Annotated in this window: 10 protein-coding genes; 6 read left to right on the forward strand and 4 right to left on the reverse strand. The window is 70.0% G+C overall.

Annotation, left to right across the window (positions count from 1 at the left end; genetic code table 11):
• The first annotated feature begins 128 nt into the window (after window positions 1-128).
• The 4 genes from WME90_RS45045 (at window position 129) to WME90_RS45060 (ending at window position 8,185) form a co-directional block, all read left to right on the forward strand.
• The gene (locus WME90_RS45045) at window positions 129-2,918 is read left to right on the forward strand and encodes a beta-propeller fold lactonase family protein (RefSeq protein ID WP_437278277.1); all 2,790 of its coding nucleotides are present in this window, start codon (window positions 129-131) and stop codon (window positions 2,916-2,918) included.
• Between the two features lie 183 nt (window positions 2,919-3,101).
• A complete protein-coding gene (locus WME90_RS45050) occupies window positions 3,102-5,078 on the forward strand; it encodes an ABC-F family ATP-binding cassette domain-containing protein (protein WP_437278278.1) in 1,977 nt (658 codons plus the stop codon).
• Window positions 5,079-5,170: 92 nt separating this feature from the next.
• Entirely contained in the window at window positions 5,171-5,431 is a 261-nt protein-coding gene (locus WME90_RS45055; RefSeq protein ID WP_437278279.1) for a hypothetical protein, read from the forward strand.
• Between the two features lie 492 nt (window positions 5,432-5,923).
• Entirely contained in the window at window positions 5,924-8,185 is a 2,262-nt protein-coding gene (locus tag WME90_RS45060) for a S46 family peptidase (protein WP_437278280.1), read from the forward strand.
• Between the two features lie 53 nt (window positions 8,186-8,238).
• Here WME90_RS45060 and WME90_RS45065 read toward each other — a convergent pair whose 3' ends face one another.
• From WME90_RS45065 to WME90_RS45080, 4 genes are all read right to left on the reverse strand, one after another.
• A complete protein-coding gene (locus WME90_RS45065) occupies window positions 8,239-9,765 on the reverse strand; it encodes an ATP-binding cassette domain-containing protein (protein ID WP_437278281.1) in 1,527 nt (508 codons plus the stop codon).
• A gap of 340 nt (window positions 9,766-10,105) precedes the next feature.
• Window positions 10,106-10,870: an SDR family NAD(P)-dependent oxidoreductase gene (locus WME90_RS45070; protein ID WP_437278282.1), complete on the reverse strand. Its 765-nt coding sequence runs from the start codon at window positions 10,868-10,870 to the stop codon at window positions 10,106-10,108.
• Between the two features lie 22 nt (window positions 10,871-10,892).
• The gene (locus WME90_RS45075) at window positions 10,893-11,561 is read right to left on the reverse strand and encodes a TetR/AcrR family transcriptional regulator (protein WP_437278283.1); all 669 of its coding nucleotides are present in this window, start codon (window positions 11,559-11,561) and stop codon (window positions 10,893-10,895) included.
• 408 nt (window positions 11,562-11,969) lie between these two features.
• Window positions 11,970-12,284 (reverse strand): hypothetical protein, encoded by a 315-nt coding sequence (locus WME90_RS45080; RefSeq protein ID WP_437278284.1) that lies wholly within the window; start codon window positions 12,282-12,284, stop codon window positions 11,970-11,972.
• 424 nt (window positions 12,285-12,708) lie between these two features.
• On the opposite strand from WME90_RS45080, the gene WME90_RS45085 reads away from it, so the two are divergent.
• Both WME90_RS45085 and WME90_RS45090 read left to right on the forward strand, forming a co-directional pair.
• Window positions 12,709-13,902: a cytochrome P450 gene (locus tag WME90_RS45085; RefSeq protein ID WP_437278285.1), complete on the forward strand. Its 1,194-nt coding sequence runs from the start codon at window positions 12,709-12,711 to the stop codon at window positions 13,900-13,902.
• 252 nt (window positions 13,903-14,154) lie between these two features.
• Window positions 14,155-15,144, forward strand: coding sequence for a terpene synthase family protein (locus tag WME90_RS45090; protein ID WP_437278286.1), 990 nt, complete (start codon window positions 14,155-14,157; stop codon window positions 15,142-15,144).
• Window positions 15,145-15,187: the final 43 nt, after the last annotated feature.

Consider the following 15,187-nt stretch of genomic DNA (forward strand, 5'->3'; position numbering starts at 1 on the left):
AGTTCCGTTCCAAGCACTCCGGGGGGCGTCCGCCGTCCACACCTGCTTCGTGTCTGCGTGCAAGCTCGCCCGTAGCGCGCGGTGCTCCTCTGTGCGACGGTGCGCCGCCGTCCTTTCAAGGAGGTCTCATGCGCTTCCTGTATCCTCGTGCCATTTCCAAGACCATCTTCGCGGCTGCGCTCGCCGTGGGCATGTCGGCCGGCGCAGAGGCCTCAGCGGCGTCGTTCACGGTGTTCGAGAGCGGGCAGGTCCGGCCGCTCGCCCTCTCGCCGAACGGCAAGCTGCTCTTCGCCGTGAACACGCCGGACAACCGACTCGAGATCTTCCGCGTCACGAACGATGGGCTCGTCCACCGGGGGGCCGTGCCGGTCGGGCTCGAGCCGGTCGCGGTCGCGGCCCGGAGCGACGACGAGGTGTGGGTCGTCAATCACCTCTCCGACAGCGTGAGCGTGGTGAAGGTGAACGCGAGCGGGAGGGGAGGTGTCGTGGTGCGCACGCTGCTCGTCGGCGACGAGCCGCGGGACATCGTCTTCGCCGGCCCCGGCAAGAAGAGGGCGTTCATCACGGCCGCGCACCGCGGTCAGAACGTGCCCTTCGACCCGCAGCTCACCACGCCGGGGGTCGGCCGGGCCGACGTCTGGGTCTTCGATTCGAGGAACCTGGGGGCGTCGCTCGGCGGCGATCCGCTGACCATCGTCACCCTCTTCGGCGACACGCCGCGCGCGCTCGCGGTGACGCCCGACGGATCGCGCGTGTACGCGGCCGCGTTCCACTCGGGCAACCGCACCACGACCATCCCGGAGCAGGCGGTGCCGGACGGGGGCGAGGAGATGGGCGGCGTGCCAGGGCCCAACACAAACTTCGAGGGGATCCCGGCGCCCGAGGTGGGGATCATCGTCAAGCACGACGGCGAGAGCTGGGTCGACTCGCTAGGCCGCCCCTGGGACGACGAGGTGAGGTTCTCCCTGCCCGACAAGGATGTGTTCGTCATCGACGCGGCCGCAAACCCTCCGGCGCAGCTCGCGGGAGCGGCGGGCGCCTACGCGGGCGTGGGCACGGTGCTCTTCAACATGGCCGTCAACCCGAAGAACGGGAAGGTCTACGTCTCGAACACCGACGCCCGGAACGAGCTGAACTTCGAGGGGCCGGGCGACTTCGCGGGCGAGAGCCTCCGGGGGCACCTGCACGAGAGCCGGATCGCGGTGCTCGGCGCCGCGGGCGCGGTCGCCTCGAGGCACCTCAACAAGCACATCGACTACAGCACCGCCGGCGCCCCCATCCCCAACGCCGAGAGCGAGACGAGCCTCGCACAGCCGCTCGGCATGGCGGTGACCGGCGATGGATCCAGGCTGTACGTGGCCGCTTTCGGCTCCTCCAAGATCGGCGTCTACTCGACCGCGGCGCTCGAGAACGACACCTTCGTCCCGAGCGCGGCGAACCAGATCCCGCTGCGCGGCGGCGGTCCGACGGGCATGGTCCTCGACGAGGCGCGCCGGCGCATGTACGTGCTCACCCGCTTCGACAACGCGATCGCCGTCGTCGACACCAAGGTGAAGCGCGAGATCGCGCACCACGCGATGTTCAACCCCGAGCCGCCGAGCGTGGTCGAGGGGCGCCAGTTCCTCTACGACGCGCGGCGCAGCTCGAGCCACGGCGACTCGTCCTGCGGGAGCTGCCACGTGTTCGGCGACCTCGACAGCCTCGCGTGGAACCTCGGCAATCCGGACGGCACCGTGCTCGACAACCCGAGCCCGATCGTGCCGTTCGTGGTGCCCGGCTTTCCCCCCGATCCCACCGCGGGCGTGCCCAAGGATCTTCACCCGATGAAGGGGCCAATGGTTACGCAGAGCCTGCGCGGCATGGCGAACCACGGCCCCATGCACTGGCGCGCCGATCGCACCGGCGGCAACGACGAGCCGACCTCGCAGCCCGACGACGGGGTGTTCGACGAGGAGGCGGGGTTCAAGAAGTTCAACGGGGCGTTCGTGGCGCTGCTCGGCCGCAGCGCGCCGCTCGCCGACGAGGAGATGCAGAAGCTCACGGACTTCATCCTCCAGATCGTGTATCCGCCGAACCCGATCCGGAACCTCGACAACTCGCTCACGCCGTCTCAACAGGCCGGGCGCGACGCCTATTTCAACACAATCCTTGCGCCGAACGGCACGTGCAACGACTGCCACGTCCTCGACCCGGAGGCCAACCCCGGCGCGGGCCGGTTCGCCGGCTTCTTCGGGACCGACGGCCGCTCCGGCTTCGCGCCGGAGCCGCAGCTCTTCAAGGTCCCGCACCTGCGCAACATGTACCAGAAGATCGGCATGTTCGGCTCCGCCGTCCCCATCGGCTCGAGCCCGCCCGATCCATTCCTCGGCGATCAGATCCGTGGCTTCGGGTTCAACCACGATGGGACCACCCCGAGCCTCTTCCAGTTCACGAGCGGCTTCGACGCGAGCCCCATCAACCCGGTCGGCATCCCCATCACGCCGGAGGGCGAGCAGGTCAAGCGGAACATGGAGCAGTTCATGCTCGCCTTCGACAGCAACCTGGCGCCGATCGTCGGGCAGCAGGTGACTCTCGGCACCGCGAGCCAGGCCGTGGCCGGCGCGCGCATCGATCTCCTGAAGGCGCGCGCCGACGTGGGCGAGTGCGATCTCGTCGCCAAGGGCCAGATAGGCCCGCTCGAGCTCGGCTTCCTGTACGTCGGAGACGACCACTTCGCGGCCGACTCCCAGCTCGTGCCCTCGATCGCCGACGCCTTCCTGCGCGCGGTTGTGCTCGGGAGCGGCAGCTCGCTCACCTACACCTGCGCGCCGCCGGGCTCCGGGGAGCGCATCGGCGTCGATCGCGATCTCGATGGGTTCCTCGACGGCGACGAGCGCGCGGCTGGCAGCGATCCCGCCGATCCGAACAGCACGCCCTGATCGCGACGCGCAATCCTCCTCGATCCACCTCGGGGGCGGTGCGGCCCGCGGCGGCCGGCGCGCCCAGGGGCCACTCTACGTCGCAGAGGCGGCGGCTCTCCCGCTGGAGCGCCTCGGCCGAGCTCTCCGCATGCCGAGCAAACCCGGCCCACCCCTCCCAGGCTGCGCTAAGCTCCGCGCCCTGTGCCCGTCCTCACCGCTCACGATCTCCACAAATCCTTCGGTCCCCAGACGATCCTCGACGGCGTCTCGGTCAACATCCGCACGGGCGAGCGCGTGGGCCTGGTCGGCGTCAACGGCTCCGGCAAGAGCACGCTCGCCCGCATCCTCGCCGGCCAGGAGCAGCCCGACAGCGGCACCATCGCGCGCCGCCGCGGCGCCGAGATCGGCGTCCTCTCGCAGGACCCGGTCTTCGAGCCGACCGACACCGCGCGCGACGTGGTGCTCGCCGGGCTCTCCGCGTGGCACGCCGCCAAGGCCCGCCACGACGAGGTGAGCCGGGCGCTCGCGGCCGGCTCGGGGGACGCCGAGGCGCTGCTCGCCGAGCAGGCCGAGGCCGCGGCCGACGTCGAGCGGCTCGGCGGCTGGGACATGATGCACCGGGTCGACGCCATCATCGGCCACGTCGGCGTGACGCGGCCCGACGCGCCCATGAGCGTGCTCAGCGGCGGCGATCGCAGGCGCGTCGCGCTCGCCCGCCTCCTCGTGTCGCGGCCCGCCCTCGCCGTGCTCGACGAGCCCAGCAACCACCTCGACGTCGAGACCGTCGAGTGGCTCGAGCGCTACCTCGTCGAGGAGCACCCCGGCGCGCTGCTCCTCATCACCCACGACCGCTACCTGCTCGACCGCGTCGCGGAGCGCACGCTCGAGATCGACAAGGGCAAGGTCTACAGCTACGACGGCGGCTACGAGGAGTACCTCGAGCAGAAGGCCGATCGCCTCGCGCTCGAGGCGCGCACCGAGTCGAACCGGCAGAACTTCCTGCGCACCGAGCTCGAGTGGCTCAGGCGGCAGCCGAAGGCGCGCACCGGCAAGCAGAAGGCCCGCATCCAGCGCGCGGAGACGACCAAGAGCGCGCCGCCGCCCAAGGCGGAGCGGACCGCGCAGCTCTCCGTGGAGGCGGTGCGCACCGGCAAGACCATCCTCGAGCTGAAGAAGCTCGGCCTCTCGCTCGACGGCAAATGGCTCGTGCGCGGCCTCGACTTCACCCTGACCAAGGGCGAGCGCGTCGGCATCGTCGGCCGCAACGGCACGGGCAAGACAACGATGCTCCGCGCGATCCTCGGCCAGCTCGGCGCCGAGGGCGACGGCGCGGCCGCCGAGGGGCCCCGCATGGAAGGCGAGGTCGTGCTGGGGAAGAACACGAGCGTCGCCTACTTCGACCAGCACCGGAGCGGGCTCGACCTCGACAAATCGATCTTCGAGAACATCGCGGGCTCGCACACGCGCGTCGAGGTCGGCGGCCGATCCATGGACGTGCGCAGCTACCTGGAGCGGTTCCTGTTCGATCCGAACAAGGCGCGGCAGCCGGTGGGCTCGCTCTCCGGCGGCGAGCGCGCCCGGGTCGCCCTCGCGAAGATGCTCACCCAGAGCGTCAACGTGATCATCCTCGACGAGCCCACGAACGATCTCGACGTGATGACCCTCGCCGCGCTCGAGGAGATGCTCATCGAGCTCGAAGGCTCGGCGCTCGTCGTGACCCACGATCGCTGGTTCCTGAACCGGGTGGCGACCTCCATCCTCGCGTTCGAGGGCGACGGACGGGTCGTGCGGTACGCGGGCAACTACGACGCGTACCGCGAGCAGCGCGCCCACGCCGCGCTCGAGATCGAGGCCGAGGCGCGGGCCGCGAAGGCCCAGGTGGCGGAGGCCCGGCCGGCGGCGGCGCCGGCGAAGGCCGCCGCGAAGGCAGGCGACAAGCCGAAGCTCACGTTCGCCGAGCGGACCGAGCTCGACGGCATCATGGGGCGGATCGACGCGGCCGAGCAGAAGGTCGCCGAGCTCGACGCGAAGCTCGCCGACCCGACGCTCTACGCGAGCCGCGGCGCGGACGTGGCGGGGCTGCTCTCGGAGCTGGAGCGCGCCAAGGAGGAGGCGGCGCGCCTGGTCAGCCGGTGGGAGGAGCTCGAGACGAAGCGCGAGGCCGCCGGCAAGGGGTGACAGGGCGCCAGGCCGCCGCCGATCGGTGAAGGGGCGACGCGCCGCGCACGACGGCCCTTGTCGGCGCGGCGCCGCCCGGCGACCATGGCCTCATGATGACCGTGTTCGAGGTGCACCTCGCCGAGGGTTCCGACGGCGCCGGCCTGCTCAGCGACGAGGTCCTGCGCGAGACGGGAGCGCAGGTGATGACGCTCCAGGAAGCAGCGCTCGTCGGCTTCCAGGGCCTCCAGGCGCTCGACGGCTCCGGCGACGTCCGGCTCATCGCCGTGCGCGCGCGCGACGCCGCGTGGATCCACCGCTGCCTGGAGACCCACGGGGCCGTCGCCGCGTTCCGGGCTCACCAGGTCGACTGAGCCACACAGCACGAGCGGCTCGACCGACCCCCGCGCCGCGCGCTTGCCCGCACGCGGCGTCACCCCGCGCGCGCCTCATCCGGAATGCCGTGGACGCCAGTCCGGCCGACCGGCGCAGAGAACATGAGAAGCCGAGCCAAGCCCGCTGAAGCAGGCGAAGCCCGCCTCCACGAACATCGATGAGATCCGGTGTCGATCACCACGCGCGGAACGCCTCCCGCGCGCCGCCTCCGCGCGTCTCCTGACCGCCCGAGGCCCGTTCTAGTGTGTCTCGTCTGACAACCACCCTCCTCTTGTTGGCACGTTGAGCAGGAATTCGAGCAGGGAGGCGGAGAGACAGGGAGATCGGTGGGATTTTACTCTCTTTCTCCCCGCCTCCCCGTCCCCCTGTTCAATCTTCCCGGTAAATCCGCGAGGGTGCTTCAGGTGTATCGTATTACTAGAAAGTTGTGGTGTGGTTGCGTCGTCCACCGACGATGGTAACAACCCCGCATGTCTCACTCCTCTCTACGTAGTCATACGCTGCTCGCGTTGTTCGCCGCCTCCGCGCTCGCGCCGGGCTGCGGGTCGGAGCGGCCGCAAGCGGGCGATACGAAGCCGCCGGAGTCGGGGCCCGGCCAGGGGGCGCCCTTCGAGAACCCCGGCGGGATGTGGATGCCGGAGCAGATGCCGCAGCACAAGGACCAGCTCAAGGCGCTCGGGCTCGAGATCGATCCCGAGTCGCTCGCCGATCCCACGGCGTCCCCGCTCGGCGCGGTGGTGAGCCTGGGCGGCTGCTCGGCCTCGTTCGTCTCGCCGGATGGGCTCATCGCCACGAACCACCACTGCTCGACCAGGGCGCTCCAGTACAACTCCACCCCGGAGCAGGACCTCCTGACGAACGGCTACCTGGCGAAGACCCGCGCCGAGGAGCGATGGGCCGGCCCCACCGCGCGCGTCTACGTGACCCGCGCGTTCCGCGACGTCACCGGCGAGGTGCGGCGCGGCGTCGAGGCGATCCCGGGCGACCTCGAGCGCTACGAGGAGATCGAGAAGCGCAAGAAGCAGCTCGTGACCGCGTGCGAAGAAGGGCGCCCTGAGATCCGTTGCTCCATCGCCGAGTATTTCGGAGGTGGCCAGGTTTCCTTGATCGAGCAGCTCGAGATCAAGGACGTCCGCATCGTCTATGTCCCGCAAGAGGCGATCGGCAACTTCGGCGGGGACATCGACAACTGGCGCTGGCCGCGCCACACCGGCGATTTCGCGTTCTTCAGGGCCTATGTCGGCAAGGACAACCGGCCGGCGGCCCACGCCGAGGACAACGTGCCTTACCGGCCGGCGCACCACCTGAAGCTCGCGTCGTCGCCGCTCCACCAGGGCGACCTGGTGATGGTCGCCGGCTACCCCGGCACGACGAACCGCCTCCGGACCGCCGCAGAGGTGGAGTCCGCGGTGTCATGGCAGTACCCGAAGCGGGTGTCGTTCTACGAGGAGTCGATCGCCCTCCTGGAGGAGCTCGGCAAGAACGACCCGGCGCTGCGGATCAAGGCGGAGCCGACCATCCAGGGCTACGCCAACTACCTGCTCAAGACGCGCGGCCTGCTCGACGGGCTGGTCCAGGGCGGCCTCGCCAAGGAGAAGGTCAAGCAGGAGGGCGAGCTCAAGGCCTGGATCGACGCCGACCCGCAGCGCAAGGCGGCCTACGGCGGCGCGATCGAGCGCATCGCCGCGCTGCACGCAGAGCAGAAGGCGACGCGCGACCACGACGCGGCCGTGTCGGAGATCTTCTCGTCGGCGAGGCTGCTCGACGCCGCGGTCACGATCGTGCGCATGGCGGAGGAGCGGCCGAAGGCCGACGCAGAGCGCGAGGCCGAGTACCAGCAGCGCAACTGGGAGCGCCTCGAGCAGGCGCAGGCGTCGCTGCAGAAGTCGTACGACCGCGCGATCGATAGGAGCACCTTCAAGCTGGCCACGCGGCGCGCGCTGCGGCTCGAGCCGAAGGACAGGCCCGCGCTGCTCGGGAGCCTCGCGGGCGGGCAGGCGCAGACGGAGGCCGGCATCGCCGCGGCGATCGACGCGATCTACGAGAAGACGGCGCTCGAGGACGCGGCGACCCGGATCCAGCTGCTCAAGACGGCGACGCTCGCGGAGCTCCAGGCGAGCCGGGACCCGATGATCCGGCTGGCGCTCGAGCTCGCGCCGGTCGACAAGGCCATCGAGGCGCGGGACAAGGCCTACGCCGGCGCGATGGCCCTCGTGAAGCCGCGCTTCGTCGAGGCGCTCCGCGAGCACCGGGGCGGCGTCCTCGCGCCCGACGCCAACGGCACGCTCCGCGTCACCTACGGCACCGTGCGGGGTTACCGCCCGGAGCGCGACAAGCCGGTGTATCGCCCGTTCACCGTGCTCAGCGAGGTCGTGAAGAAGAGCACCGGCGAGGCGCCGTTCAACACGCCGGCGACCCTGCTGGAGGCGGCGCGCGAGAAGCGGTTCGGCCCGTACGTGGACAAGGACCTCGGCGAGGTGCCGGTCTGCTTCCTGAGCGACCTCGACATCACGAACGGCAACTCCGGCTCTGCCACGCTGAACGCGCGCGGCGAGCTCGTGGGCCTCGCCTTCGACGGCAACTACGAGGCGATGGCGTCCGACTGGCTGTTCATGCCGTCGATCACCCGGACCATCCACGTCGATTACCGCTACATGGAGTGGGTGATGGACGCGGTGTCGGGCGCGGACGCCGTGCTGAAGGAGATGGGCGGCAAGCCGGTCATCGACTGAGCGCGGCGCGACGCGCGACGGTAAAAGCGCGACCGCAAGGGCGCCGGCGCGGGTCACGCGCCGGCGTCGTCGGACGACACCAGCACCTCTCCGTCGGCCACCGTCCAGAGGGTCGACGTGCAGCTCCTCCCGAACTCCCGATCATGGGTGACGAGCACCAGCGCGCCCGGGTAGTCGGCGAGGGCGCGCTCCAGCCGCTCGATCGAGGGCAGATCCAGGTGATTTGTGGGCTCGTCCAGCACCAGGGCCCACGCGTGCTGGCCGAGGCCGAGCGCGATCATCAGCTTTCGCGCCTCGCCGGGCGACGGCCGCGCCGACGCGAGCAGCGGCCCTGGCTCCACCCCGAGCGCGGCCACGAGCGACATCACCCGGCCGCGCTCGTCCGGAGGGAGGCGCCGCGCCGTCGCGAGGAGGGCCCGCTCCTCTGCTTCACCGAGCTCCTGCGGCACGTAGAGCACCTTCTCCGCCGGCACCCGCGCGCTCGCGAGCAGCGCCTTCACCAGCGTGGTCTTGCCGCCCCCGTTCGGGCCCGCGATCCGGATGCGGTCCTCGCGGCCGACGCCTAGCCGCACGTCCCGCAGCAGAGGCCGCCCGCCGCCTTCGCCGCCGGCGCGGATCTCGGGGGTGTCGAGCACGAACAGCCACGGCGCGGGCGATCGCTCGTAATCGACGAACACGCTGCGGCCCACCGCCTTCTCGAGCTCGAGCTCTCCCGCCTCGGCCGAGGCCTTCTCGAGCTTGCGCCGGGTCACACCGACGTTGCGCGACAGCCGCGCTTCGGCGCTGGACACGCGGAAGTCTGCGAGCAGGCCCCGGGCGTCGCTGTCGCGCGGGCCCTTCATCCGCCGCTTCGTGCTCCGGTCCGCGTCGGCCGAGGCCTGCGCCCGCCGCTCCTCGCCGAGGCGGCGGCGGAGCTGCCGCTCCTCGGCGCGCAGCCGCTGGTGCGCCTCCTCGCGCCCGCGCGCCTCGGCCTCCCAGAGCGCCTTCGCCGCGCTGTACCCGCCGGGATAGAGCGTCGCCGCGCCCCGCTCGACCCGGATCGTGCCGGCGGTGAGCGCGTCGAGCAGCTCGCGATCGTGCGAGACGCACGCCCCGATGCCCCGGAATCCGGCGAGCGCGCCGGCGAGCAGCGCCCGCGCGTCCGCGTCGATGTGGTTCGTCGGCTCGTCGAGCAGGAGCAGGTCCGGCTCCGCGGCGAGCGCCGCGCCGATCTGCCAGCGCTTGCGCTCGCCGGGCGACAGCGTGGCCCAGCGCCCGAGCTCGGCCGGGTCGAGGAAGAGCTCGCCGCGCAGCCTGCGCGCGGCGCCGCTGTCGGCGCCGGCCAGCGCGCGGATCGCCTCGTCCGCGTGCTCCACGGCCTGCGGGCAGACCGCGATCGTCGCGCCCCGCGGATCGAGCCGCAGGCTCCCCGTGTCGGGCGCGAGATCGCCGGCGAAGAGCCGGAGGAGCGTCGTCTTGCCGGCGCCGTTCGGCCCGACGATCCCATACCAGCCGGGCGCCAGGCACAGCTCGACGTCCAGGAGGACGGGAGACGCGTCAGAATAAGCGAAGGAGAGGCGGTGCGCGCGCAACGACAACATGAGAGCTCCTGAATCCTGAGGGCCACATGGCCCGGTCACGGGACGGGCAGGCTGCCTCGCGCGGCCAGGGAGCAGGGATGCCACCTGTCGCGCTCGCGACCTGCGACGGAGACCGATTCAGGAGCTGATCTTCACCGGAGCACTCTCCTCTTGCGTCAGCCGTCCTCTGTAACAGACGGCAGAGGCCCACGCAACCGCGGCTCCGCGATCGTTGTGGGCGTCATCGCGTGGTGGCGTCGTCGTGTCGTCGCGTAGGGGTCGTGCGCCGCGCCGACAGGACCTCAGGGAAGCGGCCTTGCGGCGCGCTCGGGCGCTCTGGCCAGGCGGCTTGTCGGCGCGGTCAGGCGGCCAGGAAGCCGCCGTCGACCGGGATCGCGGCGCCGGTCACGTAGCCGGCGCCGTCCGAGCACAGCCACAGGGCGGCACCGGCGATCTCGTCCTCCGTCGCCATCCGCCCGAGGGGGTGCTGCGCGACCAGCGCGTGGACCAGCTCGGGCGCGAGCGCCTCCGCCTGCTGCATGGCGGGCGTGCGGGTGACGCCGGCGCAGAGGGCGTTCACGCGGATCCCACGGGACGCGACCTCCAGCGCCACCGACCGTGTCATCCCGACGACAGCGTGCTTGGACGCGACGTAGGCGTGGTGCGCCGGCTTCCCGGCGACGCCGTAGATGGAGCTCATGTTGACGATGGCGCCCCCGCGCGAGGCCAGCATGGCCGGGACCTCGTGCCGCATGGCCAGCCAGACCCCCCGTGCGTTTGTCGCCATGACGTCGTCCCACACCGCCTGATCGGCGTCCTCGATGCGGGCCATGTCGCCGCCGACGCCCGCGCAGTTGGCCGCGAAATCGAGCCGGTCGAAGCGCTTCATCGCCTCTTCCACGGCGCGCTTCACCGAGGCCTCGTCCCGCACGTCGATCTGGACGAACAGCGCCGGCGCGCCCTCTCGCTCCAGCGCCGCGCAGGCCCGCTGCCCGGCGTCTTCGTCGCGCGCGGCGACGACGACGCGCGCCCCCGCGCGAGCGAACGCGCGCGCCGTCGCGAGGCCGATGCCGGAGGTCCCCCCCGTGACGAGCGCGACCCGTCCAGTGAAGTCGTAAGTGATCATGAGGCTTCCTTTCTTTGTGACGTCACGCGGTGTCGGCGCCGAGGCCGCGCTGGATGAACCGGACCGCCTGCTGGGCGAGGCGACGGCGGCGCTTCGGGCCGAGCTGCTTTCGCAGCGAGTCCGAGGCCAGCACGTCGTGGAGCTCGGCACCGAGCTCCTGGAGCACGACCTCGGTCAACCCGGGGCCGATGACGGCGGCGACCAGCCGGGTCGCCACCTCGAGGCTCGTGTCGGTGGAGCGGACGGCGCCGCTCGCGATCCCCTCCTCGAGCAAGGCCCGGAGCTCCGCGTCGCCCGCCTCGCAGATGGCCTTGTGCAGGCCGCGGACCTCGACGACCGCGGTCGGGTCGGCGGCCGCCGCGGACAGGCGGGCGAGGCGCGGGTGCTCCACGAGGAACGCCATGCCGCGCTCGATCATGGCCTCCAGGCGAGCCCAGAAGTCGCCCTCCAGGCACGCGGCGCCGATGAAGGCGCGCTTCTGCCGCGGCACCTCCTCGGTGAGGAGCCACCGGTAGAGATCGAGCTTGTCGTCGAAGTACTGATAGAAGCTGCCCTTCGGGATGCGGGCGCGCCGCGCGATCTGCGACAGCGAGGCCTCGGCGTAGGGGCGATCCGCGAACTCGGCGATCGCCTCGCGGACGAGGCGGTCCCGCCGTTCCTCGGGCAGCCCAAAGAACGTGCTCTTCGGCATGCGACCGGTCAGTCATATGACCGATCGGTCGCATCGTCAAGGGTCTGGCCGTCTCCCGCCCACAGCGGCTGTTCAGCGGTTCAGCGCCGGACCGGAGAACACGAGCCACGCGCAGCCGGGGGCGTCCATCTTGCATGACGAGCCGGCGCACCCCGGTGTGGCCGTGCATTGTTGAAATGCACGTCACATCGATGGCGCATTACTTCGCCGTCAACATCTCAGGCAGGCGCCGCGGGCGTTCGCGCCGACGTACGCCTTAGGCAGTCTCGTCTCTACGGCTCGCTCCATCCAGAGCGTAGCGGAGGCCGTCCAGGTCACGCGCCCCGCATTCACGGATGAAACCCGAGTCGACTGCAGATTGCATCGCTGCACAGTCCCTCGCGAGAGACGTCGCAGATCCTCCAGAGATCATTGCCCGTCGATCGCAACGCCTTCCACCGGAAGACCACAGTCGCGTCGCTCGAGAGCAGTAGATGTCTTCGACGCCTGCCGGAAAAGCGCGCGCCGCGGATGCTCAAATGTATTTTTATTCACGCGGTCTGTCGTGGAGGGTTGGTCGTCGTATTGGATGATTGGAAGATTCGGTGGCGGCAGCGTTTTCAATGCACGGGCTTGTCGTGTGAAGTTCGCAAATAAGAATACAGTTGCGCATTCGTCCGCATGGTATAGGATGCTGTCATCAGATGGAGGAGCACCCACGAACCATCGGGCGCCTGCAGCCATGAGGAGAGCCTAGCGGCTCTCTCGCTTGCTCTGGTCCCATGATGCACCGGGAGATGCCCCGGCAGCAGTCCAGGCGCTCGTGAGTCGCATGCTCGCCTCCTGGCGAGCGCAGCGACGATCGAGGAGTGCAGCCGTGTCGCGCGGACGCCGAGCGTTGGCTCGGACCGCGAGGCGGCTGTTCAGCGCCCTCTGCTCGCGGGAGATGCACCCAGGTGACCGCGCGCTGGAGCTCCGCGGAAACGCGGCCTGCGGCTTCCTTTTCGTGCTCTTTCAGCGCTAGGGGCCAGCTGCCTCAGGGCAGCACCGAATCGACGCCATCGCGTCGCCCAGCACTCCATCTGAGGCAGCACCACACTCCACGCTGGCCGACGCGCGCCGCCAAGGCGCTGCGGCCGCGTCTACCCTTCGCCACAGGAAGAGCGCGATGAGTCGACTTAACTTGTTTTCCCCCGAGGTCCGAGAGAACCCGTACCCCTTCTATGCGGCGCTGCGCCGCGAGTCGCCCGTCTGCCAGGTGGACCCGGGCGGGATGTGGGTGGTCACGCGGTACGATGACATCGTGGCAGCCCTCAAGAACACACAGGTGTTCTCGTCCGCTGGGCTGCGCGTCGCGTCCGAGCCCCCCCACCTCCAGCGTCATAATCCCTTGTCCGACTCTCTGATCCTGGCCGATCCGCCACGACACAGTCAATTGCGCAACCTGATCGGCCGCGCCTTCACCGCGAGCACGGTCGGCGCGCTGGAGCCGCAGATGCGCTCCAAGGCGGCGCGGCTCGTCGCTGAGATGCTTCAGCGCCGCACCGTCGACTTCATACCCGATTTTGCGTATCGAGCGCAGGTCAATGTCCTCGTGCAGCTGCTCGGGTTCGACCCCTCTCTCCAGGACGATTTCCAGCGCTGGACGACGGACATCCTCAGCATCGCCGCCATCTCACCGGAGGACCACAGGCGGCTCGGCGAGGTGCGGAGCACCATCGACGAGATGGAGCGATACATGAGAGACCTGCTGGCGAGCCGCCGCCGGAAGCCTGGGAACGATCTGGTGAGCGATCTGCTCCGATCTCGTGTGAACGACAGCGTGCTCACGGATGAAGAGCTGCTGGGATTCCTATTCCTGCTCTTCGTCGCGGGCCTCGAGACGGCGGTGACGCTGATGACCCACATGGCGTTGATCCTCGCGCGGCTACCGGCCTGGATGGATCGACTGCGGGCGGAGCCCGCGCTCGTGCCGCATTTCATCGAGGAATCGCTGCGCTTCGAGCCTCCGGTGCACGCCACGATGCGCCTCACCCTCGCCGAGACGGAGCTGGCCGGCGTGAGGCTGCCTGCCCACGCGGTGGTGGCGTTGCTCGTGGGGGCGGGGCTGCGCGACGAGGCGAAGTTCCACGACCCCGAGCGCTTCCATCCGGAGCGCCGCGCGCAAGCCAGCCTGGCCTTCGGCCACGGCGCCCACTTCTGCCTCGGCGCCTTGCTCGCCCGAGCGCACGCCCGGGTGGTGCTGGAGGAGCTCTTGCCCCGCTGCCGCCGCCTGGAGCTCCGCGCCGAGCGGCTCGCCTGGAACGTCTCTCTCAACACCCGCTGCCCGCTGGCGCTCCCGATCGAGGTGACCCCCACATGATCCACTCACCGCGCGTGCACCGCCCATCCTCCAGGACGCTCGCGAGCTCCGCGTCTCGTCCCAGCGAGCGCCTGCGCCCGAGCGTGGCCTTGGCTGCGTCCACGCTCCGCGATCGCGTTCCAGGCGAAGGACGCGCGGTGCCCCAGCACGGTGAGATTCACACGCCAACACCCTTTCGCACGGTTCCCGGAGCGCCGCGGCGCGCGCTCGGTCTCAAGAGAAGAAGGATCACGGTCTGCGATGGATTCCACGATGTCGTCAGAGAGAAAGAGCATCGTCGTAAGCAAGAACGAAGCTGAATATTTCGAGTATCCGTTCTCTGCGTCATGTCACCCCAAGGTCGATGCCGCCGCGCGCCGCACGTTGCAGTGGGTTCGCCGGATGCGGCTGGCGCCCGATGAGCGTGCGCTCTCGCGCATCAAGGCGGCCAACGTCGCGCACCTGGCGGCGTGGGTCTTCCCATCGGCGAGCGTACAGACCCTGCAGCTGGCGTCCGATTTCACGGCCGTGCTGTTCCTGCTGGACGACGCTTACGACGAGGGCAAGCTCAGCGCGGATCCTCGGGGTGTAGCGAAGCTGAACGAGAGGTACCTGGGCGAGCTCTTCGGGTATGTCGAGGCGGACACGGGCGATCCGTTGACCCGTGGGTTGCTCGATATCCGCGACCGGATCAGGGACGGAAATCCTCATTTCTTCCTGAACCGCTGGCTGTCGCACTTCCAGTATTACTTCGAGGCCAACCTCTGGGAGGCGAACAACCGGATGCGCCAGCGGGTCCCCGAGCTCGAAGAGTACATCATGATGAGGCGCTACAGCGGAGCGGTCTATCCCTACTGTGACCTGCTCGAGCTGCTGCTCGAGCACCCGCTGCCCCTGGAGCTCGTCCAGCATCCGCTGCTCCAGACCGTACGCGAGATATGCAACGACATCCTCTGCTGGACCAACGATTACTTCTCGCTCGAGAAGGAGCTGAGGTCGGGCGAGGTGCACAACCTGCTCGTCGTCCTCCGGGAGAGCGAGGGGCTCACGCTGGCAGAGGCCGCCGCGCGGCTCAGGCGCATGCACGACGATCGGATCGCCGATTACCAGCAGGTCAAGGAGAAGGTGCTCTCGTCGTGGCCGACCAGCGGGATCCGCGAGTACCTCGACGCGATCGACGCCATGATCGCCGGCCATCAGCGATGGGCGCTCGCGGCGCTCCGCTACGCCGAGCTCGGGGAGGACATCGCGTACGCCGGGTGACGCTGGGAGCTCGCAGCGCTTCGTCCCTGCTTCCGGGACCCTC

It is taken from the genome of Sorangium sp. So ce375, from assembly GCF_051473855.1.
Taxonomy (GTDB): Bacteria; Myxococcota_A; Polyangia; order Polyangiales; family Polyangiaceae; genus Sorangium.